The organism is Pseudomonas sp. RL_105y_Pfl2_101 (genome assembly GCF_963970585.1).
In the GTDB taxonomy this organism is placed as follows: domain Bacteria; phylum Pseudomonadota; class Gammaproteobacteria; order Pseudomonadales; family Pseudomonadaceae; genus Aquipseudomonas.
Genome location: NZ_CAXAPG010000014.1, coordinates 13254 through 36315 on the forward strand (window position 1 = coordinate 13254; position 23062 = coordinate 36315).

At 60.3% G+C, this 23062-nt stretch carries 23 protein-coding genes and 1 other RNA gene; 18 read left to right on the forward strand and 6 right to left on the reverse strand.

Features of this window, described 5'->3' with window-relative positions; all coding sequences use genetic code 11:
- Window positions 1-196: 196 nt before the first annotated feature.
- On the reverse strand, window positions 197-1093 hold the full coding sequence (locus tag AACY31_RS16430) for a GlxA family transcriptional regulator (RefSeq protein ID WP_339478251.1): 897 nt from the start codon (window positions 1091-1093) through the stop codon (window positions 197-199).
- Window positions 1094-1337: 244 nt separating this feature from the next.
- Here AACY31_RS16430 and AACY31_RS16435 point away from each other — a divergent pair, with 244 nt between their 5' ends.
- A complete protein-coding gene (locus AACY31_RS16435) occupies window positions 1338-2474 on the forward strand; it encodes an acyl-CoA dehydrogenase family protein (RefSeq protein WP_339504797.1) in 1137 nt (378 codons plus the stop codon).
- 129 nt (window positions 2475-2603) lie between these two features.
- On the opposite strand, the gene AACY31_RS16440 is transcribed toward AACY31_RS16435, so the two are convergent.
- The gene (locus AACY31_RS16440; RefSeq protein ID WP_339478059.1) at window positions 2604-3644 is read right to left on the reverse strand and encodes an NADP(H)-dependent aldo-keto reductase; all 1041 of its coding nucleotides are present in this window, start codon (window positions 3642-3644) and stop codon (window positions 2604-2606) included.
- Between the two features lie 245 nt (window positions 3645-3889).
- On the opposite strand from AACY31_RS16440, the gene rplM reads away from it, so the two are divergent.
- The 7 genes from rplM to AACY31_RS16475 all read left to right on the forward strand — a co-directional run bounded on the left by rplM (window position 3890) and on the right by AACY31_RS16475 (window position 8764).
- Entirely contained in the window at window positions 3890-4318 is a 429-nt protein-coding gene (gene rplM / locus AACY31_RS16445) for a 50S ribosomal protein L13 (RefSeq protein ID WP_003205365.1), read from the forward strand.
- A 14-nt stretch (window positions 4319-4332) separates the two neighbouring features.
- Window positions 4333-4725 carry a 30S ribosomal protein S9 gene (rpsI, locus tag AACY31_RS16450; RefSeq protein WP_003205364.1) on the forward strand — a complete coding sequence of 131 codons (393 nt, stop codon included), beginning with the start codon at window positions 4333-4335 and terminating at the stop codon, window positions 4723-4725.
- A 256-nt stretch (window positions 4726-4981) separates the two neighbouring features.
- Window positions 4982-5575 carry a ubiquinol-cytochrome c reductase iron-sulfur subunit gene (gene petA, locus AACY31_RS16455; RefSeq protein WP_003205363.1) on the forward strand — a complete coding sequence of 198 codons (594 nt, stop codon included), beginning with the start codon at window positions 4982-4984 and terminating at the stop codon, window positions 5573-5575.
- Window positions 5575-6786, forward strand: a complete 1212-nt coding sequence (locus AACY31_RS16460) for a cytochrome b (RefSeq protein ID WP_058545584.1) — start codon at window positions 5575-5577, stop codon at window positions 6784-6786. Before petA ends, AACY31_RS16460 begins: the two co-directional genes overlap by 1 nt.
- Window positions 6786-7565 carry a cytochrome c1 gene (locus AACY31_RS16465; protein ID WP_339478063.1) on the forward strand — a complete coding sequence of 260 codons (780 nt, stop codon included), beginning with the start codon at window positions 6786-6788 and terminating at the stop codon, window positions 7563-7565. The genes AACY31_RS16460 and AACY31_RS16465 overlap by 1 nt, the downstream gene beginning before the upstream one ends.
- A 151-nt stretch (window positions 7566-7716) precedes the next feature.
- Entirely contained in the window at window positions 7717-8334 is a 618-nt protein-coding gene (locus AACY31_RS16470) for a glutathione S-transferase N-terminal domain-containing protein (RefSeq protein WP_003178195.1), read from the forward strand.
- 16 nt (window positions 8335-8350) lie between these two features.
- Complete coding sequence (locus tag AACY31_RS16475; protein ID WP_339478065.1) at window positions 8351-8764, forward strand: ClpXP protease specificity-enhancing factor; 414 nt, start codon at window positions 8351-8353, stop codon at window positions 8762-8764.
- Window positions 8765-8986: 222 nt separating this feature from the next.
- Here AACY31_RS16475 and AACY31_RS16480 read toward each other — a convergent pair whose 3' ends face one another.
- From AACY31_RS16480 to AACY31_RS16495, 4 genes are all read right to left on the reverse strand, one after another.
- Complete coding sequence (locus AACY31_RS16480; RefSeq protein WP_003178201.1) at window positions 8987-9565, reverse strand: BON domain-containing protein; 579 nt, start codon at window positions 9563-9565, stop codon at window positions 8987-8989.
- The gene (locus AACY31_RS16485; protein ID WP_007904374.1) at window positions 9562-10155 is read right to left on the reverse strand and encodes a phosphoheptose isomerase; all 594 of its coding nucleotides are present in this window, start codon (window positions 10153-10155) and stop codon (window positions 9562-9564) included. The genes AACY31_RS16480 and AACY31_RS16485 overlap by 4 nt, the downstream gene beginning before the upstream one ends.
- Before the next feature lie 102 nt (window positions 10156-10257).
- Entirely contained in the window at window positions 10258-10620 is a 363-nt protein-coding gene (locus AACY31_RS16490) for a YraN family protein (protein ID WP_339478067.1), read from the reverse strand.
- Window positions 10620-12431, reverse strand: coding sequence for a penicillin-binding protein activator (locus AACY31_RS16495; RefSeq protein ID WP_339478069.1), 1812 nt, complete (start codon window positions 12429-12431; stop codon window positions 10620-10622). The genes AACY31_RS16490 and AACY31_RS16495 overlap by 1 nt, the downstream gene beginning before the upstream one ends.
- A gap of 301 nt (window positions 12432-12732) precedes the next feature.
- Between AACY31_RS16495 and rsmI the strand changes: the two genes are divergently transcribed.
- From rsmI to murD, 10 genes are all read left to right on the forward strand, one after another.
- Entirely contained in the window at window positions 12733-13638 is a 906-nt protein-coding gene (gene rsmI, locus AACY31_RS16500) for a 16S rRNA (cytidine(1402)-2'-O)-methyltransferase (RefSeq protein WP_339478071.1), read from the forward strand.
- 74 nt (window positions 13639-13712) lie between these two features.
- Window positions 13713-14066: RNase P RNA component class A (rnpB, locus tag AACY31_RS16505), an RNA gene on the forward strand.
- A 308-nt stretch (window positions 14067-14374) separates the two neighbouring features.
- Complete coding sequence (gene mraZ / locus AACY31_RS16510) at window positions 14375-14830, forward strand: division/cell wall cluster transcriptional repressor MraZ (RefSeq protein ID WP_003205355.1); 456 nt, start codon at window positions 14375-14377, stop codon at window positions 14828-14830.
- Complete coding sequence (gene rsmH, locus AACY31_RS16515; RefSeq protein ID WP_445261549.1) at window positions 14827-15774, forward strand: 16S rRNA (cytosine(1402)-N(4))-methyltransferase RsmH; 948 nt, start codon at window positions 14827-14829, stop codon at window positions 15772-15774. The genes mraZ and rsmH overlap by 4 nt, the downstream gene beginning before the upstream one ends.
- Window positions 15771-16064: a cell division protein FtsL gene (ftsL, locus tag AACY31_RS16520; protein WP_339478073.1), complete on the forward strand. Its 294-nt coding sequence runs from the start codon at window positions 15771-15773 to the stop codon at window positions 16062-16064. Before rsmH ends, ftsL begins: the two co-directional genes overlap by 4 nt.
- Window positions 16064-17803: a peptidoglycan D,D-transpeptidase FtsI family protein gene (locus AACY31_RS16525; RefSeq protein WP_339478255.1), complete on the forward strand. Its 1740-nt coding sequence runs from the start codon at window positions 16064-16066 to the stop codon at window positions 17801-17803. The genes ftsL and AACY31_RS16525 overlap by 1 nt, the downstream gene beginning before the upstream one ends.
- Window positions 17803-19266, forward strand: coding sequence for a UDP-N-acetylmuramoyl-L-alanyl-D-glutamate--2,6-diaminopimelate ligase (locus tag AACY31_RS16530; RefSeq protein WP_339478076.1), 1464 nt, complete (start codon window positions 17803-17805; stop codon window positions 19264-19266). The genes AACY31_RS16525 and AACY31_RS16530 overlap by 1 nt, the downstream gene beginning before the upstream one ends.
- A complete protein-coding gene (locus AACY31_RS16535; protein ID WP_339478077.1) occupies window positions 19259-20626 on the forward strand; it encodes a UDP-N-acetylmuramoyl-tripeptide--D-alanyl-D-alanine ligase in 1368 nt (455 codons plus the stop codon). Before AACY31_RS16530 ends, AACY31_RS16535 begins: the two co-directional genes overlap by 8 nt.
- Window positions 20626-21708: a phospho-N-acetylmuramoyl-pentapeptide-transferase gene (mraY, locus tag AACY31_RS16540; protein WP_339478079.1), complete on the forward strand. Its 1083-nt coding sequence runs from the start codon at window positions 20626-20628 to the stop codon at window positions 21706-21708. The genes AACY31_RS16535 and mraY overlap by 1 nt, the downstream gene beginning before the upstream one ends.
- A gap of 5 nt (window positions 21709-21713) precedes the next feature.
- Window positions 21714-23060, forward strand: coding sequence for a UDP-N-acetylmuramoyl-L-alanine--D-glutamate ligase (gene murD / locus AACY31_RS16545; RefSeq protein WP_339478081.1), 1347 nt, complete (start codon window positions 21714-21716; stop codon window positions 23058-23060).
- The last annotated feature ends 2 nt before the right edge of the window (window positions 23061-23062 follow it).

A 23062-nucleotide genomic window follows, 5' to 3' on the forward strand; every position in this document is an offset into this window, starting at 1 on the left:
TCCCTGAAAGATTCTTCAGGGAGCGATGTTGCGATACTCATACGGTGATGTATGTGAGCAAAATCCCGCCCTCGGACGCTCTGCATTCCGTTTCTTATGTAGGAATATGCAAGAAAGGCTGGCCGTGTGCCGCACATGCTCGAAAGTGGGAGCGAACTGGCTCGCTCCCACAGTGGGTTTTTGCCATGACCTCGGGCTACGCCGCCTGCTGAAACTGCTGTCGATACTGGTTCGGCGACAGGTCGGTATGTTGCCGGAACAGCCGGGCGAAAAAGCTCGCGTCGTCGTAGCCGACTTCATAGCTGATGGTCTTGATGCTCTTGCGGCTGCCGGAGAGCAGGCCCTTGGCGGTCTCGATCCGCATCCGCTGCAGGTAATGCAGTGGTTTGTCACCCGTGGCGGTCTGGAAGCGGCGCATGAAGTTGCGGATGCTCATGCCATGTTCCCGGGCAACATCCTCGAAGCGGAATTTATCGGCGAAGTGCTCTTCGAGCCATTGCTGGATCTGCAGGATGATCACGTCCTGGTGCAGTTTCTGCCCGCCGAAGCCGATCCGCCCAGGCGAATAGCTGCGTTGCACCTCATACAGGATATCCCGCGCCACAGCCTGGGCGACGTTGGCGCCACAGAAGCGTTCGATGAGGTAAATGTAGAGGTCGCAGGCTGAGGTCGTGCCGCCGGCGCAAAACAGGTTGTCGGCGTCGGTCAGGTGCTTGTCCTGGTTCAGGTATACCTGGGGGAAGCGTTCCTTGAAAGCATTGAAGAAACGCCAGTAGGTGGTGGCTTCCTTACCGTCGAGCAGCCCGGCCTCCGCCAGCCAGAACACCCCGGTGGCTTCGCCGCAGAGTACTGCACCGCGCGCGTGTTGTTCGCGCAGCCAGGGCAAGACCTGGGGATAACGTTGGCAGAGGGTGGCGAAATCATCCCAGAAGGCCGGCAGGATGATGACGTCGGTGTTTTCCAGGCCACCGTCCACCGGCATGATCACATCGCTGAAGCTGTTCACCGGTTTGCCATCGGGGCTGACCAGTCGGGTTTCAAACGCCGGCGTCAGGCCGTGGCCCAGTTGTTTGCCATAGCGCAGGCTGGCCAGGTGGAAAAAATCCTTGGCTTGCATGAGGGTGGAGGCGAAGACCCGGTCGATTGCCAGGATGCTGACGCGCCGCAAGGGCGTGGAGGCGTGCATAGACATAATTCATCTTTATTTTTATAGGGGAAAGTGGTCAACAGACGGCTGGATCGTCTTATTTTTTGTCGGATGTGTCCAGTGTCCTGTCATACCCCACAGGCTTAGGCTCTGTCGGATAACCACGCCTAACAATAACCAAAGGTGCGCCATGATCCCAAGAACACTGTTCAGTCCCGAGCACGAACTGTTTCGCGACAGCGTACGAACCCTCCTCGAAAAAGAAGCCGTGCCGTACCACAGTCAGTGGGAAAAACAGGGGCATGTCGATCGCCAGCTCTGGAATAAAGCCGGGGAGGCGGGCATGTTGTGTTCGCACCTTCCAGAAGCCTATGGAGGGCTGGATGCCGACTTCCTCTACAGCACGGTGGTGATTGAGGAGATCGGGCGCCTGGGGCTGACAGGGATCGGTTTTTCGCTGCACTCCGACATCGTTGCACCGTACATCCTGCATTACGGTAGCGAAGCGCTGAAACATAAGTACCTGCCGAAGCTGGTGTCTGGCGAAATGGTCACGGCCATCGCCATGACCGAGCCGGGCGCCGGTTCCGACCTGCAAGGGGTGAAGACCACGGCGGTGCTGGACGGTGATGAATATGTCATCAACGGCTCGAAGACCTTCATCACCAATGGCTTCCTGGCAGACCTGGTGATCGTGGTCGCCAAGACCGATCCGAAGGCCGGCGCCAAGGGCACTAGCCTGTTCCTGGTGGAGGCGGGTACGCCGGGCTTTGAGAAGGGCAAGCGCCTGGAAAAAGTCGGCATGAAGGCCCAGGACACGTCGCAATTGTTCTTCCAGGATGTCCGCGTGCCGAAGGAGAACCTGTTGGGGCAGGCCGGCATGGGCTTCGCCTACTTGATGCAGGAGCTGCCCCAGGAGCGTCTGACCGTCGCCATAGGCGGCCTGGCATCGGCCGAAGCGGCGCTGCAATGGACCCTGGACTACACGCGCGAGCGCAAGGCGTTCGGCAAATCCATCGCGGACTTCCAGAACACCCGTTTCAAGCTCGCGGAAATGGCCACCGAAATCCAGATTGGCCGGGTCTTCGTCGATCGCTGCCTGGAGTTGCACTTGCAAGGCAAGTTGGACGTGCCGACGGCGGCGATGGCCAAGTATTGGGGCACCGACCTGCAATGCAAGGTGCTCGACGAGTGCGTGCAGTTGCATGGCGGCTACGGCTTCATGTGGGAGTACCCGATTGCCCGGGCGTGGGCGGATGCGCGGGTGCAGCGGATCTATGCCGGGACCAATGAGATCATGAAGGAGATTATTGCGCGTTCGCTTTGATGCCGTAGTGACTGTTAGGCCGCTATCGCGAGCAGGCTCGCTCCCACAGGGGTTGTATGTCGATCACAAATGAGTGGTCAGTCATCAATCCAATGTGGGAGCGAGCCTGCTCGCGATGAGGCCTATGGATCACGGCGCCGGGTTCGGCTGATCCTTGTGAATCGCCTCGATCCCCGCCAGCACTTCATCCGACAGTTTCAGCTCGACACTGGCGATGTTGCTGTCCAGTTGCTCCAGCGTGGTGGCGCCAATGATGTTACTGGTCACGAACGGCTGCCGGGTGACGAACGCCAGGGCCATTTGCGCCGGGTCCAGGCCATGTTCGCGGGCCAGGGCCACATAGCGGCTGCACGCCGCTTCCGATTGTGGATTGAAGTAGCGCATGAAGCGGCTGTATAGCGTCAGGCGGCCCTTGGCTGGCCGTGCGCCGTTTTCGTATTTACCTGACAGGAAGCCAAACGCCAGTGGTGAATAAGCCAGCAAGCCGCATTGCTCGCGAATGGCGATTTCCGACAGGCCGATCTCGAAGCTGCGGTTGAGCAGGTTGTACGGGTTCTGGATCGACACCGCCCGCGGCCAGCCACGGGCCTCGGCCAGGGCGAGGAATTTCATGGTGCCCCACGGCGTTTCGTTGGACAGGCCGATATGGCGGATCTTGCCGGCGCGGACCTGCTCGTCCAGGGCTTCGAGGGTTTCTTCCAGTGGGGTGAACGTTTCGTCGGCCTTGTGCTGGTAGCCCAGTTGACCAAAGAAGTTGGTGCTGCGCTCCGGCCAATGCAGTTGGTAAAGATCGATCCAGTCGGTCTGCAGGCGCTTGAGGCTGGCGTCCACGGCTTCGACGATGTGGCGGCGGTTGTGCTTGAGGTTCTTGTCGCGGATGTAGTCGATGGTGTTGCCGGGGCCGGCGATCTTGCTCGCCAGGATCCAGTCGGCACGGTCGCCACGGCTTTTGAAATAATTGCCGATGTAGCGCTCAGTGGTGGCGTAGGTTTCGGCCTTGGGTGGCACCGGGTACATCTCGGCGGTGTCGATGAAATTGATGCCGGCAGCCTTGGCGCGTTCGATCTGGGCGAAGGCCTCGGCCTCGCTGTTCTGCTCACCCCAGGTCATGGTTCCGAGGCACAGGGCACTCACGTTCAGATCGGTACGGCCTAGCGGGCGATAGTCCATCGGGAGCTCCTTGGGCAAAACAATCATAAAAGCAGGTTGAAATATTTTTCGCAATCTGCATAATTGCGCACCTCTTTCTGCAGTGGAAGTGATGCGCCGCCGCCGAAGAATCTTGCCGTTGAACGGACGCGCCGACCCGAGCCCCCGAAAGCGTCTGTATCCGGCTGCCTTTGACTTGTCAAAGTACGCACTATTCAGTAAGATCCGCCGTCTAATTTACAGGGCGGCCCCTGAGGCTATAAAGAATGAAAACTTTTACTGCTAAACCGGAAACAGTAAAGCGCGACTGGTTTGTCGTCGACGCTGCTGGTCAGACCCTGGGTCGTCTGGCCACCGAAATCGCGAGCCGTCTGCGTGGCAAGCACAAGCCTGAGTACACCCCTCACGTTGACACCGGTGACTACATCGTTGTGATCAACGCTGAGCAAGTACGTGTTACTGGCGCTAAAACCACTGACAAAATGTACTACTCCCACTCCGGTTTTCCTGGTGGCATCAAGTCGATCAACTTTGAAAAGCTGATCGCCAAAGCCCCTGAGCGCGTGATCGAGACCGCGGTTAAAGGCATGCTGCCTAAGAACCCTCTGGGTCGCGACATGTATCGTAAGCTGAAGGTTTATGCGGGCGCTGCTCACCCTCATACTGCTCAGCAGCCCCAAGAACTGAAGTTTTAACGGAATAGTTCATTATGTCGGCGACTCAAAATTACGGCACTGGCCGTCGCAAGACTGCAACCGCACGCGTTTTCCTGCGTCCGGGCACTGGTAACATCTCCATCAACAACCGCTCCCTGGATAACTTCTTCGGCCGCGAAACTGCCCGCATGGTAGTTCGTCAGCCGCTGGAACTGACCGAGACCGTCGAAAAATTCGACATCTACGTCACTGTTATCGGTGGTGGTGTAAGTGGTCAAGCTGGCGCAATCCGCCACGGCATCACTCGCGCCCTGATGGATTACGACGAGACTCTGCGTGGTGCTCTGCGCAAAGCCGGCTTCGTAACTCGCGATGCTCGCGAAGTTGAGCGTAAGAAAGTCGGTCTGCGTAAAGCGCGTAAGCGTCCGCAGTACTCGAAGCGTTAATTTCGCTTCCGCTTTCAAAAGGCGCCCAGTTCCTCACGGAGCTGGGCGTTTTTTTATGGGCAAAAGAATTGCTCTGTGACAACTTGCCACATTCGCAGAGCCCCTATACTACAAGGCTTGGCGGTTTGGCCGCATGGTAATTACCTTGTCAGAATTGGGGCTTTTCATTACCATTCGGCAAAATTTTTATAAGTTCAGATTTTTACTTAGTAGACGCCTGATCTAACAGGCCACAAAGCTGATGGGAGAGGACTGAATGAGCAATGACGGCGTGAATGCAGGCCGGCGTCGCTTCCTGGTAGCAGCCACATCCGTGGTGGGTGCTGCAGGAGCGGTGGGGGCTGCGGTCCCGTTCGTGGGGTCATGGTTTCCCAGTGCCAAGGCGAAAGCCGCAGGTGCACCGGTGAAAGTGAATGTCAGCAAGATCGAGCCAGGCCAGCAGATGATTGCTGAGTGGCGCGGCCAGCCGGTGTTCATCGTCCGCCGTACAGAGGAAATCCTGGGGAATCTGAAAAAGATCGAGGGTCAGTTGTCCGACCCGTCCTCCAAGAACTCGGTCCAACCGGAATACGTCAATCCTGAAACGCGTTCGATCAAGCCGGAAGTCCTGCTGCTGATCGGAATTTGTACGCACCTGGGTTGCTCGCCAACGTTCCGTCCTGAGGTGGCGCCTGCCGATCTGGGCAAGGACTGGGTCGGTGGTTATTTCTGCCCTTGCCACGGCTCCCACTATGACCTGGCTGGTCGCGTCTACAAGTCGCAGCCTGCACCTCTGAACCTGCCAGTTCCCCCGCATTCCTATGAGACCGACGACATCATTGTCATCGGCGTCGATACGGAGAAAGCGTGATGAGCAAATTCATGGATTGGGTTGATGCGCGCTTTCCCGCGACCAAAATGTGGGAAGACCATCTCAGCAAGTATTACGCTCCGAAGAACTTCAACTTCTTCTATTTCTTTGGCTCCCTGGCGCTGCTCGTTCTGGTCAACCAGATCGTTACCGGTGTCTGGTTGACCATGAGCTACACCCCGTCGGCGGAAGAAGCGTTTGCTTCCGTCGAATACATCATGCGCGACGTCGAGTACGGCTCGATCCTGCGTCTGCTGCACTCCACCGGCGCTTCGGCGTTCTTCATCGTGGTCTACCTGCACATGTTCCGTGGCCTGCTCTACGGTTCGTACCAGAAGCCTCGTGAGCTGGTGTGGGTCTTCGGCATGCTGATCTACCTGGCGCTGATGGCCGAGGCCTTCATGGGCTACCTGCTGCCGTGGGGCCAGATGTCCTACTGGGGGGCCCAGGTGATCATCTCGCTGTTCGGTGCGATCCCGGTCATCGGTGACGACCTGACCCAGTGGATCCGTGGTGACTACCTGATCTCGGGCATTACCCTGAACCGCTTCTTCGCCCTGCACGTGGTCGCCTTGCCGATCGTGATCCTCGGCCTGGTGGTGTTGCACATCCTGGCCTTGCACGAAGTCGGTTCGAACAACCCGGATGGCGTGGACATCAAGAAGCACAAGGACGAGAACGGCGTACCGCTGGATGGCATCGCTTTCCATCCGTACTACACCGTGAAAGATATCGTCGGCGTAGTGGTCTTCCTGTTCATCTTCTGCTCCATCGTGTTCTTCTTCCCGGAAATGGGTGGTTATTTCCTCGAGAAGCCGAACTTCGAGCAGGCGAACGCGTTCAAGACGCCTGCGCATATTGCTCCAGTTTGGTATTTCACGCCGTTCTACGCGATCCTTCGGGCAATTCCGGACAAGCTGATGGGCGTTATTGCCATGGGCGCAGCCATCGCCGTGCTGTTCGTCCTGCCGTGGCTGGATCGCAGCCCCGTCAAGTCGATGCGCTACAAAGGCTGGCTGAGCAAGATCTGGCTCTGGGTATTTTGCATCTCGTTCGTGATCCTGGGTGTGCTCGGGGTACTGGCGCCGACGCCGGGGCGTACGCTGCTCTCGCAGGTCTGCACGTTCCTGTATTTCGCCTATTTCATTCTGATGCCGTTCTACACCAGGCTCGAGAAGACCAAACCGGTTCCGGAAAGGGTGACTGGCTGATGAAAAAGTTATTTGCAGTTTTGATTCTGGCTGTGCTTCCTGCTGTCTCTTTTGCCAACACGCTTGAGCCTGAGCTTGAAAAGGTTGAAATTGACGTCGCTGATAAGGTCGCCTTGCAAGATGGTGCGCGTACATTTGCCAACTATTGCATGGGCTGTCACAGCGCGAAGTTCCAGCGCTATGAGCGCGTAGCCAAAGATTTGGATATCCCCGCAGATCTCATGCAGAGCCATCTGATATTCACGGGTGCCAAAATCGGTGATCACATGGAGATCGGCATGCAACCTGCGGACGCCAAGACCTGGTTCGGTGCCGCGCCGCCGGACCTGACCCTGGTCGCTCGTGTGCGTGGGACGGACTGGCTCTATGGTTACCTGCGTTCGTTCTACGAAGATCCTGCACGTCCATGGGGCGTGAACAACAAGGTCTTCCCGAGCGTCGGCATGCCTAACGTACTGGTCGGCCTTCAGGGTCGCCAGGTGGTAGGCTGCAAACAGGTTCAGATCGTCGAGGACGGCAAAAAGCAATTCGATCCGCTGACTGGCACCGCTTTGACTCATGAAGCCTGCGATCAGCTGACCATTGTGCCGAACACTGGCAGCCTGACGCCGGAGCAGTTCGACGAGAAGGTCAAGAACCTGGTGACCTTCCTGGCCTACTCGGCCAACCCGGTGAAGCTGGAGCATCAGCGCATCGGTACCTATGTATTGCTGTACCTGGCGTTCTTCTTCGTATTCGCTTACCTGCTCAAGCGTGAATACTGGAAAGACGTGCATTGATAAAGCTGTAAGCCATTGCTGTTAATCGTGCGCGCCCAAGGGCGTCTCTAGACATGTAACGAGCCTGGCCTGCCAGGTGTTACGGGAGACGCCCTCTGGGCGCGCTCGTTTTTCCGTTTTTCGATAATTTCAACAAGCGAGGAGGATCGCCATGGGCGTGACCAATCGGTTGGCCTGTTACTCCGACCCCGCTGACCACTATTCCCACCGGGTACGCATCGTACTGGCAGAGAAGGGTGTCAGCGCCGAGATCATTTACGTCGAAGCGGGCCGTCAGCCGCCGAAGCTGATCGAGGTGAACCCTTACGGCAGCCTGCCCACACTGGTCGATCGTGACCTGGCTTTGTGGGAGTCGACCGTGGTGATGGAATATCTGGATGAGCGTTATCCGCATCCGCCTTTACTGCCGGTGTACCCTGTCGCGCGTGCCAACAGCCGTTTGCTGATCCATCGCATCCAGCGTGACTGGTGCGGGTTGGTGGACCTGATCCTGGATTCCCGGACCAAGGAGCCGGCGCGGGTCGTGGCGCGCAAGGAGCTGCGTGAAAGCCTGACCGGCGTATCGCCGCTGTTCGTCGACAAGCCGTTTTTCCTCAGTGAGGAACAAAGTCTGGTGGATTGCTGCCTATTGCCCATACTCTGGCGTTTGCCGATTCTGGGTATCGAACTGCCGCGGCCTGCCAAGCCGCTGCTTGATTATATGGAGCGCCAATTCGCGCGTGAGGCATTCCAGGCGAGTCTGTCTGGTGTCGAACGTGACATGCGCTAAGGCTTAGGGAGCCGCTATGAACTCCAGTCGACCTTATCTGGTCCGCGCGCTCTACGAGTGGATTGTGGACAACGATTGCACCCCGCACATGCTGGTCAACGCCGAGTTTCCGTCGGTGCAGGTGCCGCAGGGTTTTGCCAATGACGGGCAAATTGTCTTGAACGTGTCGCCAGCCGCTGTGCGTCACTTGCATATGGATAACGATGCCGTCAGCTTCGAAGGGCGCTTCGGTGGCGTGCCGCACACTTTGTACGTGCCTATTGCTGCGATCCTGGGGATTTATGCTCGGGAGAATGGCCAAGGCATGGTGTTTGAGCTGGAAGCGCCGCTCGATGGCGAGGAAGCGTTCGAGCCGGATGATGACTTGCCGCCACCGGATGACGAGCCACCGCGTCCTAGCGGTCGGCCGAGTTTGAAAGTGGTGAAGTAGGTAGACATGTGCCAGATACAGGCTGTTTGAAAGCTTGGTGACTTGGTTAAGAAAATGCCCGTATCGTGAGATGTGGGCATTTTTTTTGTGTCATGGTTGGTGTGTATATCCGTTACCGCAGCAACGGATATACACACCAGCCAACCAAAACGAAGCGAAGCGATAAAAAAAACGGCGCATTCCTTTCCAGGAAAAAGCGCCGTTCTTGTACCTGCATTTATATCAGTCAATATACTCAAACAACTTGACGATTTTCTGCACCCCGGACACACCCTGCACCAAGTTGGTCGCCTGCGCAGCCTCTTTTTTGGTCAACAACCCCAGCAAATAGACAATGCCATTCTCGGTCACAACCTTGATACGCGAGCCGGGAATACTGGCGTCGGTGAGCATCTGGGTCTTGATCTTGGTGGTCAACCAGGCATCGTTCTGGCGTGCCAGCAGCGAGGAAGGTTGCAGGACCTGCAGTTCGTTGTGCACGGTCTTGACCCGTTGCACGGCGCTCGCTTCCTGTTCGGCCTTGGCCTTGAGGTCGGCGCGTGGGGTCTGGCCGGCCAGCAATACGACGCCGTTGAAGCTGGTGACGACGATGTGCGAGTTGTTGTCGAGGTCCGGGTCGGCCTTGGCGATGTTCACGCCTACCTTGGTTTCAATCAGGGAGTCGTCGATCTTGCTGCCGAAGGTGCGGGTGCCGCGGTCATCTTCAATCGGCTTTTCCCGGCTGGCGTTAACCACCGATGTGCAGCCGCTGATGCCGAGGCACAGGGTCAGGGCCAGAAGGCCTAGGCGATTAGGGGTCATTCTTCACTCCCGAACAGTTGGCTGTCGATCAAGTCGCAAAGGCAGTGGATCGCCAGCAGGTGGACTTCCTGGATGCGTGCGGTGACATTGGCCGGTACGCGGATCTCGACGTCTTCTGGCAATAGCAGGGACGCCATGCCGCCGCCGTCACGACCGGTCAATGCTACGACAATCATTTCGCGATCATGTGCGGCCTGGATCGCTTGAATAATATTGGCTGAGTTGCCGCTGGTGGAAATCGCCAGCAGTACATCGCCGGGTTGGCCCAGGGCGCGGATCTGTTTTGAGAATATCTCGTTGTAGCTGTAGTCGTTAGCAATCGAGGTGATCGTCGAGCTGTCGGTGGTCAGGGCGATCGCTGGCAGGCTCGGGCGCTCGCGTTCGAAGCGGTTGAGCAGTTCCGAGGAAAAGTGCTGGGCGTCGCCGGCCGAGCCGCCATTGCCACACGAAAGCATCTTGCCCTCGTTGAGCAAGGCGTTGACCATCACTTGGCTGGCTTGCTCGATGTGCGGTGCAAGTACGTCCATCGCCTGTTGCTTGGTGTCGATACTGGCCTGAAAAAGCTGGCGAATTCGCGATTGCATGTCCATCTGTGTGACCTTAAGTAGCGCGGCTTATCGGCACAAACATGTGCGGCGCGCAAAGCAAAGAGCAAAAAAGTTATGTGAGGGCATCCGGCTCGGCATGGGCGCTCAACTGTCGAAGGCGTTCTGCAGCCAGTTCAACTGGGCGGCGTTGCTGTCGATGGCAACCACGTCGAAGCGGCAGGGATGATCGGCCCAGCGGGGCTCGCTGTGCAGAAAATACTGCGCGGCGAAGACCAGCTTCTGGCGCTTGCGCTCGTCAATGCTGTCGAGCGCGCCACCCCATTGAGTATTTTTTCTGTAGCGAACCTCGACGAATACTACTGTATCGCCGTCAAGCATGACCAGATCAAGCTCGCCGCGTTTGCACAACCAGTTCTGCGCCACCAGCCGCAGGCCTTGTTGCTGGAGATGCGCGAGGGCCTGGCCCTCGGCATCCCGTCCGCTTTGTTGGCGTGATCGGTCGGGCATCAGCGCTGGGTATCCGGCAGGCGCTGCACCTGGCCGTTGACGAACTCGGCCCAAGGCAGTTGACGCTGTACGCGCTGGGTCGAAGACACTGCCAGGCTACCCGACAGGCCTTCGATGCGGCTGTCTGGCAGTGTCTTGAGCTGACCCAGACGCGGCGCCAGGCGATAGGCGTCTAGCCCCATCGCGTACAGCCGGCCCAGGCTGCCACCTGCCTGGGGCCACTGGGCGGTGACCTGCTTGCGCAGCGGGTCATTGGCGTCGAGCAGCCAAGGGGTTTCGCAGAAGCGGATACCGCCCATGTCTCTGTATTGGTTCTGGTCGCCGCTGGCGCTGAACACTGAAGACGTTGCGTAGACCGGTACATCGCCTGCGTACTGGAAGTTCAGGGTCGGCTTGATCTGCTGGGCCTGTTGCGGCGTCGAGGCCAGGAAGATGAATTCGATGTCCTGGCGATGGGACGGCTGGGCCGCGACCGTGGTGCCGACGGTGTTTTGCAGGCTCTTGGCGCGAGCTTCGCTCTTGCGCAGCTGGAACATGTCGGCGATCTGCTGGGCCAATTGCACCGGCTGGTCGATCCGTTCGATTGCGATGATGGTGCCGCCATTGGCCTGCCAGTCCTGGCTAAAGGCTTTCAGGACGCGATCGCCCCATCCACCCTTGGGTACCATGACGGCGGCGCGATGCAGGCCATCGGCGCGGGCGCGACGGGAGACTTCGCGGGCTTCATCCTCGGCTGCCAGGCCGAACTGGAACAGTTGCGGTGGCCCTTGTTCGCCTTCGCTGTAGTTCAGCGCCAGGGTGGTGATCGGCAGTTGCGTGTGGGTGCTGATCTGCTTGACCAGTGGTTTTTCCAGCGGTCCGACTACCAGTTGCACGCCGTCGGCCTGGGCCTTGCGATAGAACTCGTCCATGGAGGTCAGGCCGGAGCTGTCATAGAACTGGATGCTTGGTTGCTTCTGACCGGCCTGCTGGGCCTGGTAGTGCGCGGCCATGAAACCCTCACGCAAGGCCTTGGCAACCGCAGTCAGCTGGCCGTGCTGTGGCAGCAGCAGGGCGATCTTGCTCAGTGGCTGGCTCGCCAGTTCCTTGAGTTTGACCAGGGGTGTCGGCAGTTGTAGGGCGGCGGGGTGTTGTGGATTCTGTTCGCGCCAGTGGTCGATGGCTGCCTGCTGTTGTTCCAGGGTGCCAGCGATCTTGACGGCCTGGGCCAGGCTCAGCCAGCCGCCTAGGTCGTCGTTGGCGCTTGGCTGCAACTGGTCGGTGGGCAGCGAGGCGATCAACGACCAGATTGCTTCGTGGTTTTTGGCCGCCGCGTCATTTTCCAGCAGGGGCGCGATGAAAATACGTTCCTTGGCGGCGGCCAGGGTCTGGCCGTCGGCCTCCAGGGCGCGGGCGCGGACGGTACCGGTGCGGACCTGCTGCTCCACCGGCATTTCGCTCAGGTGTTGCAGGCTTGGGTGGCTCAGGGCGGTCAGTGCCGCCTTGGGCTGGTTGCGGGTCATCGCCAGCTCAGCCGACAGCGTGCTGGCGAAAATCTGCTGACCGGGCTTGAGTTGTTCCATCGGCACTTGTTGCAGGATCTGTGCGGACTGGCCGGCATTGCCCTGACGGTAGGCCAGGTCGGCAGCGCTCAGGCGCAGCAGGGCGGCTTTTTCCGGATTTTTGCTTTGAGTGGCCTGTTCGAGCAATTGCTCGATACTGGCATCCGGGGTGCGTGGAAGTTCGCCAAGGCTGGACGAGGGCGAGCTGGCGCAGGCCGCCAGGAGGGCAGCGAGGCAGAGGGCGGAGAGCAGCCGCAGGCAAGCGATCATGTAAGTGTTCCTGATACGAGATCAAATTAGCGTCGAATTGTACCCAAGCGCTGGCCGGGGCGCGATGTTAGTGGTGTGAATCGGTCAATTTAGGTCGTTCAGCGATCGCGACGCAGCACATAAAGAGCGGGTATTGAGTCCTTGTGGCGTTGTGGCAAGTGCCCGTTGGCCTCTGTGGGAGCGGCGCAGCCTGCGATCTTTTGATCTTTCGCTTGGGATTCAAGTATCTGGGGAAAGATCGCAGTCTCGCTTTGCTCGTCAGCTCCTACCTAAGCAGCCGAGGCGGCCGCTACACGCTACAATGGCGGTTTTTACCGATCATGAGGTGTGTGTCTTGACTGCTCCAGGTGCTTTGAATTCCGCTGCCGGCTCGCTTTACGTGGTGGCGACGCCCATCGGCAACCTGGACGATATCAGTGCCCGGGCGCTGAAAATCCTGCAAGAGGTTGCGCTGATCGCAGCTGAAGACACGCGCCACTCCCTGCGTCTGCTGCAGCATTTCGGCATTTCCACGCCGTTGGCGGCCTGTCATGAACACAATGAGCGGGATGAAGGCAGTCGTTTCATTACCCGGCTGCTGGCGGGCGATAACGTCGCGCTGATTTCCGATGCCGGTACGCCGCTGATTTCCGACCCTGGCTATCATCTGGTGCGTCAGGCCCGGGCGGCCGGTATCAGTGTGGTGCCGGTGCCGGGCGCTTGTGCATTGATCGCGGCACTGTCGGCGGCAGGCTTGCCGTCGGACCGTTTCATCTTCGAAGGTTTTCTGCCGGCCAAGGCGGTGGGGCGGCGAGCGCGCCTGGAGGCCATAAAGGAAGAGCCGCGCACGCTGATCTTTTATGAAGCGCCGCACCGCATCCTTGAGTGCCTGCAAGATATGGAGTTGGTGTTCGGCGCGGAGCGCCCGGCGTTGTTGGCTCGTGAGTTGACCAAGACCTTCGAAACTCTCAAGGGGTTGCCGTTGGCGGAGCTGCGGGCGTTTGTCGAAGGCGACAGCAACCAGCAGCGCGGCGAATGTGTCGTGCTAGTGGCGGGTTGGACAGCACCGGAAAGTGAAGACGCTGTCAGCAGCGAGGCGATGCGCGTCCTGAACCTGCTGCTCGAGGAAATGCCCCTCAAGCGCGCCGCTGCCCTTGCTGCACAGATCACTGGCGAGCGCAAGAACGTGCTGTATCAAGTTGCGCTGGAAAAACAGAAAGGCCCGTGAAACCGGGACACGGGGCTGGCCCATGGCTTTTAGCGCTTGTTCTTCAAGCGCTCTACCGTTAACCTTCGCGGCGGAGAGTCGATCGGACAGTCGCTGCCCTCTATGAAAATTAGGGGGGGGAGGAAAGTCCGGGCTCCATAGGGCGAAGTGCCAGGTAATGCCTGGGAGGCGTGAGCCTACGGAAAGTGCCACAGAAAATAACCGCCTAAGCGCTTCGGCGCCGGTAAGGGTGAAAAGGTGCGGTAAGAGCGCACCGCACGGCTGGCAACAGTTCGTGGCTAGGTAAACCCCACTTGGAGCAAGACCAAATAGGGTCCCAAGGCGTGGCCCGCGCTGGGACCGGGTAGGTTGCTAAAGATGTCCAGTGATGGCCATCGTAGACGAATGACTGTTCAAGACAGAACCCGGCTTACAGATCGACTCTCCACCTTTTCCCTCCCTGCCGGAATCACTGGCAGACGCAGTTCCTAATACCAAAAAAATCTTACTCTTAACAAATCACTTTAACTTGTGTGCGCAGCCCCCTGTGCTGCTTGAGTTTTTGGTGAAATTTCCTACGTCAAATTCTTGTTGCCCCTCCTGAAACGCTCCTAAATCTCCGATCTATAAGGCTTTTCCTTCATTGCGCGCCTTGACGGTGCGGTGGGCGCATTCCTATAGTGTGCGCAAGTGGCGGAAAGTGGCATGAAGTGGGTTTTTTTGAAGGTAAAACGCCAAAAAGTGGAGAAACGCAGACGTGTTTCGCGGAGCTAACGCTATCAGTCTCGATGCAAAAGGGCGGCTCGCCATGCCCAGCCGGTATCGTGACGAGCTCGTTTCGCGAAGTTCGGGGCAGTTAATCGTCACGATCGACGCCGTTGACCCATGTTTGTGCGTTTACCCTCTTGATGAGTGGGAAATCATCGAAACCAAACTGCGCGCACTGCCTTCGTTGCGTGAAGAAAATCGCCGCTTACAACGCTTGCTGATCGGTAATGCCGTCGACCTCGAGCTCGATGGCAGTGGTCGTTTCCTGGTGCCACCGCGCCTGCGCGAGTACGCCAAGCTGGACAAGCGCGCGATGCTGGTGGGCCAACTGAACAAGTTCCAGCTGTGGGACGAAGATGCCTGGAATGCGGTTTCTGCCGCTGACCTCGCTGCTATTCAACAACCGGGCGCCATGCCTGATGAACTGCGTGATTTGATCCTGTGACTATTGAAAGCGGCTTTAACCACATCACCGTACTGCTTGACGAAGCCGTCGAGGCTCTCGCCGTACGTCCTGATGGCTGCTATCTGGACGGCACATTCGGGCGTGGCGGACACAGCCGGTTGATTCTCAGCAAGCTCGGTCCGGGTGGCCGGTTGCTGGGGTTCGACAAGGATCCTCAAGCGATTGCCACCGGGCAAGCGCTGGCGGCCGAAGACGGCCGCTTTGTCATTGTGCAGCGCAGCTTTGCCGAGCTGGCTTCGGAAGTCGCCGAGCGTGGCCTGGCCGGCAAGGTCAGTGGCGTGTTGCTCGACCTGGGCGTGTCTTCGCCACAACTGGACGACCCGGAGCGCGGCTTCAGTTTCCTCAATGACGGCCCGCTGGACATGCGCATGGACCCGTCCCGTGGGATCAGCGCCGCCGAATTCGTCAACACTGCCTCGGTGGAAGAAATCGCCCGTGTCTTCAAGGAATACGGTGAAGAGCGTTTCTCCGGCCGCATGGCCCGTGCCGTGGTCGAGCGGCGCGACATCAAGCCATTCGAGCGCACCGGCGATCTGGCCGAGGTGCTGAAGGTTGCCAATCCGGCTTGGGAGAAAGGCAAGAATCCGGCGACCCGGGCTTTCCAGGGCTTGCGCATCCACGTCAATAACGAGCTGGGCGATCTGGAAGTCGGTCTCGAAGCGGCGCTTGAAGCGCTGGAGATCGGCGGTCGGCTGGTGGTGATCAGCTTCCATTCCCTGGAAGACCGCATCGTCAAGCTGTTCATGCGCAAACTCACCAAGGGCGAAGCCGATAACCTACCGCGCAACCTGCCGGTGCGTTTCGAAGCCTTCGTGCCAAAAATCAAGGTCCATGGCAAGGCGCAGTTCGCCTCCGAGGCTGAACTCAAGGCCAACCCGCGCGCCCGTAGCGCGGTCATGCGTGTTGCGGAGAAGTTGCGGTGAGCAGGCTCTTCGCCAAGCCTTTGCCTGGCGGCAGCTTTTTCATGCTGCTGCTGTTTGTCGGCGTGCTCGTGTCGGCCATCGCCGTGTCCTACAGCGCGCATTGGAATCGGCAGTTGCTCAATACCCTCTACAGCGAACTGAGCGTGCGCGACAAGGCGCAGGCCGAGTGGGGCCGGCTGATCCTGGAACAGAGCACCTGGACTGCCCATAGCCGCATCGAAGTCTTGGCCACCGAACAACTGAAAATGCGTATCCCTGGCGCTGCCGAAGTGCAGATGGTGACGCCATGATGAAACTCGAAGGGGCGCTGTTCCCGTGGCGGTTTCGCCTGGTCCTGGGCTTGCTCGGGATCATGGTGGCGGCCATTTCCTGGCGCATCATCGACCTGCAGGTCGTCGACCGTGCCTTCCTCAAGGAGCAGGGTGACGCCCGTAGCGTGCGACATATTCCGATCCCGGCGCACCGTGGTCTGATCACCGACCGCAATGGCGAACCCCTGGCCGTGAGCACTCCGGTGACCACCTTGTGGGCGAACCCCAAGGAAATGCAGTCGGCCAAGGAAAAATGGCCCGCACTGGCGGCGGCGCTTGGACAGGATCCCAAGGCCCTGGCTGAGCGCCTCGAAGCCCAGGCCAACAAAGAATTCATCTACCTGGTGCGCGGGTTGACGCCCGAGCAAGGCCAGAGTGTGCTCGACTTGAAAATCCCCGGTGTCTACGGCATCGAAGAGTTCCGGCGGTTTTACCCGGCCGGTGAAGTCACCGCCCACATGGTCGGGTTTACCGACATTGATGACCGAGGGCGGGAGGGTGTCGAACTGGCCTATGACGAATGGCTCGCCGGGATTCCCGGCAAGCGCCAGGTCATCAAGGATCGGCGCGGCAGGCTGATCAAGGATGTCCAAGTCACCAAAAACGCCAAGGCCGGAAAGCCCTTGGCGTTGTCCATTGACCTGCGCCTGCAATATCTGGCCAACCGTGAGTTGCGCAACGCCATCGTCGAGAACGGTGCCAAGGCCGGCAGCCTGGTGATCTTGGACGTGAAGACTGGCGAGATCCTGGCGATGGTCAACCAGCCGACCTACAACCCGAACAACCGTCGCAACCTGCAACCGGCGATGATGCGCAACCGCGCGATGATCGACGTGTTCGAACCGGGCTCGACCATGAAAGCGGTGTCGATGGCCGCCGCCCTGGAAACCGGGCGCTGGAAACCGAGCGACACGGTCGAGGTGTACCCGGGTACCCTACAGATCGGCAAGTACACCATCCGCGACGTGTCCAGGACTGAAGGCCCGGTACTCGACCTGACCGGCATCCTGATCAACTCCAGTAACGTCGGTATGAGCAAGATCGCCTTCGATATCGGCGGCGAGACGATTTATCACCTGGCCCAGAAAATTGGCCTCGGCCAGGACACCGGCCTGGGCTTCCCGGGCGAGCGTGTCGGCAACCTCCCGAACTACCGCGATTGGCGCAAGGCTGAAACCGCCACGTTGTCCTACGGCTACGGTGTTTCCGTGACAGCGATCCAGTTGGTCCACGCGTTTTCCGCGCTGGCGAACAATGGGCGGATGGCACCGCTGACCCTGATCAAGGCCGACAAGGCGCCGCAGACTACCCAGGTGATCCCGGAGAGCGTCGCCAAGACCATGCAGGGCATGCTGCAGCAGGTGATCGAGGCGCCGCGTGGTGTCTATCGCGCCCAGGTCCCGGCCTATCACGTGGCAGGCAAATCGGGTACGGCCCGTAAAGTCTCCGTGGGCATCAAGGGCTACGCCGAGAACTCCTACCGTTCGCTGTTTGCCGGCTTCGGCCCGATGAGCGACCCGCGCTACGCCATCGTCGTGGTCATCGACGAACCGAGCAAGGCTGGCTACTTCGGTGGCCTGGTCTCGGCGCCGGTGTTCAGCAAAGTGATGTCCGGGACCTTGCGCCTGATGAACATTACCCCGGATAACCTGCCGCCGACCCAGCAGGCCAATACCGCACCGGTCGTTCCCTTGAAAGCCGAAGGAGGGCGTGGCTGATGTCCCTGAGCCTGAACAAGATCTTTGCCCACGCCGGTCACGATCTGCTGATTCGTGAATTGGCCCTGGACAGCCGCAATGTACGCGCCGGGGACTTGTTCCTGGCGGTGCCGGGTGCCCGTGTCGATGGTCGCGACCATATTGCCGATGCCCTGAAACGTGGCGCGGCTGCCGTGGCTTATGAAGTGCAAGGCGCGACCGTGCTGCCGATCACCGACATTCCACTGATTCCGGTCAAGGGGCTGGCGGCGCAGTTGTCGGACATCGCCGGGCGTTTCTACGCAGAGCCGAGCCGTCACCTGAACCTGGTGGGCGTGACCGGCACCAACGGCAAGACCAGCGTGACCCAACTGGTGGCCCAGGCCCTCGACCTGCTCGGCCAGCATTGCGGCATTGTCGGCACCTTGGGCAACGGCTTCCATGGCGCACTGGAAAGTGGCCTGCACACCACGCCGAACCCGATTGCCGTGCAAGCGACCCTGGCGGACCTGAAGAAGGCCGGTGCCAAGGCCGTTGCGATGGAAGTCTCTTCCCACGGTTTGGACCAGGGCCGTGTGACCGCGCTGGCGTTCGATGTCGCGGTGTTGACCAACCTGTCCCGAGACCACCTGGATTACCACGGCACGATGCAGGCCTATGGTGAAGCCAAGGCCAAGCTGTTTGCCTGGAATGACCTGAAGTGCCGGGTCATCAACCTCGATGACGAATTCGGTCGGCAACTGGCTGCCGAAAAGCGCGAGTCCCGGTTGATCACCTACAGCCTGGAAGATGCCAGCGCCTACCTTTATGTACGCCTGGCGCAATTCAATGACGAAGGCGTGCGCGCCACGCTGGTCACGCCCCAGGGCGAGCACCATTTGCGCAGCACCTTGCTCGGCCGTTTCAACCTGAGCAACGTATTGGCGGCCATCGGCGCCTTGCTCGGCCTGGACTACGCGCTGGACGAAATTCTCAAGGTCTTGCCGAAGCTCGAGGGCCCGGCCGGTCGCATGCAGCGCCTGGGTGGCGGTACTCAACCGCTGGTGGTGGTCGATTACGCCCATACCCCCGACGCGTTGGAAAAAGTTCTCACGGCCCTGCGTCCTCACGCCAAGGGCAAGTTGCTGTGCCTGTTCGGCTGCGGTGGCGATCGCGATCGCGGTAAGCGCCCGCTGATGGCCGAAGTGGTCGAGCGCTTGGCTGACGGCGTGCTGGTCACCGACGACAACCCACGCAGCGAAGACCCGTTGCGGATCTTCGACGACATCCGCGCCGGTTTTGCCGCCGCGGATAACGTCACCTTCGTGGAGGGTCGCGGCCTGGCCATCGCCCAGTTGATCGCCAGCGCCTCGGCGGACGATGTCATCGTCCTGGCTGGCAAGGGCCACGAGGATTATCAGGAAATCAACGGCGAACGCCATGCTTTCTCTGATCTTGTGGAAGCCGATCACGCCCTGACCGCGTGGGAGGTGGCCCATGCTTAAAGCCCTGAAGCTCAGCGAACTGACCAGCGCCCTGAATGCGCGCCTCATTGCCGCGGACGCCACCTTCAACGGCGTCAGCATCGACAGCCGGGCGATCGCGTCGGGGCAATTGTTCGTCGCCCTGGCTGGGCCGCGCTTCGATGGTCACGATTACTTGAACGAAGTGGCGGGCAAAGGTGCGGTCGCGGCACTGGTCGAGCGCGAAGTGACCAACAGTACGCTGCCGCAATTGCTCGTCAACGATACCCGCCAGGCTCTGGGCCAGCTCGGTGCGCTGAACCGCGCGGCGTATGGCAACCCGGTCGCGGCCATCACCGGCTCCAGCGGCAAGACCACGGTCAAGGAAATGCTTGCCAGCATCCTGCGCACCCGCGGTCCCGTGTTGGCGACCCGTGGCAACCTGAACAACGACCTCGGCGTGCCACTGACCTTGCTGGAACTGGCGCCGGAGCACAGTGGCGCCGTGATCGAGCTGGGCGCTTCGCGGCTCGGCGAGATTGCCTATACCGTGGGCATGACCAAGCCCCACGTGGCGGTGCTTAATAATGCCGGGACCGCCCACGTCGGCGAGTTCGGCGGACCGGAAAAAATCGTCGAGGCCAAAGGCGAAATCATCGAGGGGCTGGATGCCGATGGCGTCGCCGTGCTGAACCTCGACGACAAGGCTTTCGAAATCTGGAAGACCCGGGCGGGTGGGCGCAAGGTGCTGACCTTTGCCCTGAACAACCTCGCCGCGAATTTCTACGCCAGCGACCTGGGCCGCGATGCTCGCGGTTGCCCGGCCTTCAACCTGCACAGCCCGGATGGCGCTGAGCGGGTGCAATTGAACCTGCTCGGCATTCATAACGTTGCCAACGCCCTGGCCGCAGCGGCTGCCGCCCATGCGCTGGGCGTGTCGCTGCCGGGCATTGTCGCCGGGTTGAACGCCGTGCAGCCGGTCAAGGGGCGCTCCGTCGCGCAACTGGCCAGCAACGGCATGCGCGTGATCGACGACACCTATAACGCCAACCCGTCGTCCATGTGCGCGGCCGTGGATATCCTCACCGGTTTCACCGGTCGCACCGTATTGGTGCTGGGGGACATCGGTGAACTGGGCGATTGGGCGCAACAGGGGCATCACGACGTCGGTGCCTATGCGCGCGGCAAGGTCGACGCGCTGTATGCGGTCGGTCCGATGATGGCCCATGCGGTCGCCGCGTTTGGCGAACACGCACGGCATTTCACCACTCAGGCTGAACTGATCCAGGCCTTGGGCGCCGAGCAGGACCCGAACACCACCTTATTGATCAAGGGCTCACGCAGCGCAGCGATGGAAAACATCGTCGCGGCGCTGTGCGGCGCCTCCACGGAGAAACATTGATGCTGCTGCTGCTAGCGGAGTACCTGCAACAGTTCCACAAAGGCTTCGCGGTCTTCCAGTACCTGACCCTGCGCGGGATCCTGGGGGTGCTGACCGCGCTGTCGTTGTCGCTGTTCCTGGGCCCGTGGATGATCCGCACCCTGCAGAGCCTGCAAATCGGCCAGTCGGTCCGTAACGACGGCCCGCAATCGCACCTGTCCAAATCCGGCACCCCGACCATGGGCGGCGCGCTGATCCTCTCGTCCATCGGCATCAGCACTTTGCTCTGGGCCGACCTGGCGAACCGGTATGTCTGGGTCGTGCTGCTGGTAACCTTGTTCTTCGGCGCCATCGGCTGGGTCGACGACTACCGCAAGGTCATCGAGAAGAACTCCCGTGGGCTGCCAAGCCGCTGGAAGTATTTCTGGCAGTCGGTGTTCGGCCTCGGCGCGGCGATCTTCCTCTATATGACCGCTGCTTCTCCGGTGGAGACCACCCTGATCCTGCCGATGCTCAAGGACTACAGCATCCCGCTGGGCGCAGGTTTCATCGTGCTGACCTACCTGGTGATCGTCGGTTCGAGCAACGCGGTCAACCTCACCGACGGTCTCGATGGCCTGGCGATCATGCCCACGGTCATGGTCGGCGGTGCCCTGGGGATCTTCTGCTACCTGTCGGGTAACGTGAAGTTCGCCGAATACCTGCTGATCCCCTATGTGCCGGGGGCGGGCGAGTTGATCGTGTTCTGCGGTGCGCTGATCGGTGCCGGCCTGGGCTTCCTGTGGTTCAACACCTACCCGGCGCAAGTCTTCATGGGCGACGTTGGCGCGCTGGCGCTGGGCGCGGCCCTGGGCACCATCGCCGTCATCGTTCGTCAGGAAATCGTCCTGTTCATCATGGGCGGTGTGTTCGTGATGGAGACCCTGTCGGTCGTCATTCAGGTTGCGTCCTTTAAATTGACCGGCCGCCGGGTATTTCGCATGGCGCCGATCCATCACCACTTTGAACTCAAGGGCTGGCCCGAGCCACGAGTGATCGTCCGTTTCTGGATCATCACCGTGATTCTGGTCCTGGTCGGCCTTGCCACCCTGAAGCTGAGGTAGAACGAGTGTCCCTGATCGCTTCTGACCACTTCCGCATCGTTGTCGGCCTCGGCAAGAGCGGCATGTCCCTGGTTCGCTTCCTGGCGAACCGGGGTGTGTCGTTTGCCGTGGCTGATACGCGGGAAAATCCACCTGAGCTGGCCACGCTGCGCCGTGACTATCCGCAGGTGGACGTGCGTTGTGGCGAGCTGGACGTCGAATTCCTGTGCCGCGCCGACGAGCTCTACGTGAGCCCCGGCCTGGCCCTGGCGACTCCGGCCCTGCAGGCGGCCGCTGCCCGTGGCGTGAAATTGTCCGGCGACATCGAGCTGTTCGCGCGTAATGCCAAGGCGCCGATCGTCGCCATCAGCGGTTCCAATGCCAAGAGCACCGTCACCACCCTGGTCGGCGAAATGGCCGCGGCGGCCGGCAAGCGCGTCGCCGTGGGCGGCAACCTCGGCACCCCGGCGCTGGACCTGCTCAGTGACGACGTCGAGCTGTACGTGATGGAGCTGTCGAGTTTCCAGCTGGAAACCACCGACCACCTGGGTGCCGAAGTGGCGACCGTGCTCAACATCAGCGAAGACCACATGGACCGCTACAGCGGCCTGCCGGCTTATCACCTGGCCAAGCACCGGATCTTCCGTGGCGCTCGGCAAGTGGTGTTCAACCGCCAGGACGCCCTGACCCGTCCATTGTTGGGCGACGGTATGCCGTGCTGGTCCTTCGGCCTGGGCGTTCCGGATTTCAAAGGTTTCGGGTTGCGCGAAGAGAATGGCGAGAAATACCTGGCCTTCGAGTTCCAGAACCTGATGCCGGTGCGCGAGCTGAAGATTCGTGGCGCTCACAACCAGGCCAATGCCCTGGCCGCGTTGGCCTTGGGGCATGGGGTCGGCCTGCCGTTCGACGCCATGCTCTCGGCCCTGCGCGCCTTCGCCGGTCTTGAGCACCGCTGCCAGTGGGTGCGCGACCTGAACGGTGTGGCTTGGTACAACGACTCCAAGGCCACCAACGTCGGTGCCGCACTGGCGGCCATCGAAGGGCTGGGCGCGGACATCGACGGCAAGCTCGTGCTGATCGCCGGCGGCGACGGCAAGGGCGCCGACTTCAAGGACCTGCGCGACCCGGTGGCGGCCAACTGCCGTGCCGTGGTGCTGATGGGCCGCGACCGCGAATTGATCGCCCAGGCGCTCGGCGACGCCGTGCCGCAGGTTCGCGTCGGCTCGCTGGACGAAGCGGTGCAGCAATGCCGCGCCCTCGCGCACCCGGGCGATGCGGTGCTGTTGTCACCGGCCTGCGCCAGTTTCGACATGTTCAAGAACTACGAAGAGCGTGGGCAGTTGTTCGCCCAGGCTGCGGAGGACTTGGCATGAAC

Coding starts and splice junctions, on each gene's coding strand:
- AACY31_RS16435 (WP_339504797.1), top strand. CDS start 1,338: ATGATCCCAAGAACACTGTTCAGTCCCGAGCACGAACTGTTTCGCGAC.
- AACY31_RS16440 (WP_339478059.1), bottom strand. CDS start 3,644: ATGGACTATCGCCCGCTAGGCCGTACCGATCTGAACGTGAGTGCCCTG.
- rplM (WP_003205365.1), top strand. CDS start 3,890: ATGAAAACTTTTACTGCTAAACCGGAAACAGTAAAGCGCGACTGGTTT.
- rpsI (WP_003205364.1), top strand. CDS start 4,333: ATGTCGGCGACTCAAAATTACGGCACTGGCCGTCGCAAGACTGCAACC.
- petA (WP_003205363.1), top strand. CDS start 4,982: ATGAGCAATGACGGCGTGAATGCAGGCCGGCGTCGCTTCCTGGTAGCA.
- AACY31_RS16460 (WP_058545584.1), top strand. CDS start 5,575: ATGAGCAAATTCATGGATTGGGTTGATGCGCGCTTTCCCGCGACCAAA.
- AACY31_RS16465 (WP_339478063.1), top strand. CDS start 6,786: ATGAAAAAGTTATTTGCAGTTTTGATTCTGGCTGTGCTTCCTGCTGTC.
- AACY31_RS16470 (WP_003178195.1), top strand. CDS start 7,717: ATGGGCGTGACCAATCGGTTGGCCTGTTACTCCGACCCCGCTGACCAC.
- AACY31_RS16475 (WP_339478065.1), top strand. CDS start 8,351: ATGAACTCCAGTCGACCTTATCTGGTCCGCGCGCTCTACGAGTGGATT.
- AACY31_RS16480 (WP_003178201.1), bottom strand. CDS start 9,565: ATGACCCCTAATCGCCTAGGCCTTCTGGCCCTGACCCTGTGCCTCGGC.
- AACY31_RS16485 (WP_007904374.1), bottom strand. CDS start 10,155: ATGGACATGCAATCGCGAATTCGCCAGCTTTTTCAGGCCAGTATCGAC.
- AACY31_RS16490 (WP_339478067.1), bottom strand. CDS start 10,620: ATGCCCGACCGATCACGCCAACAAAGCGGACGGGATGCCGAGGGCCAG.
- AACY31_RS16495 (WP_339478069.1), bottom strand. CDS start 12,431: ATGATCGCTTGCCTGCGGCTGCTCTCCGCCCTCTGCCTCGCTGCCCTC.
- rsmI (WP_339478071.1), top strand. CDS start 12,733: ATGGCGGTTTTTACCGATCATGAGGTGTGTGTCTTGACTGCTCCAGGT.
- AACY31_RS16525 (WP_339478255.1), top strand. CDS start 16,064: ATGAAACTCGAAGGGGCGCTGTTCCCGTGGCGGTTTCGCCTGGTCCTG.
- AACY31_RS16530 (WP_339478076.1), top strand. CDS start 17,803: ATGTCCCTGAGCCTGAACAAGATCTTTGCCCACGCCGGTCACGATCTG.
- AACY31_RS16535 (WP_339478077.1), top strand. CDS start 19,259: ATGCTTAAAGCCCTGAAGCTCAGCGAACTGACCAGCGCCCTGAATGCG.
- mraY (WP_339478079.1), top strand. CDS start 20,626: ATGCTGCTGCTGCTAGCGGAGTACCTGCAACAGTTCCACAAAGGCTTC.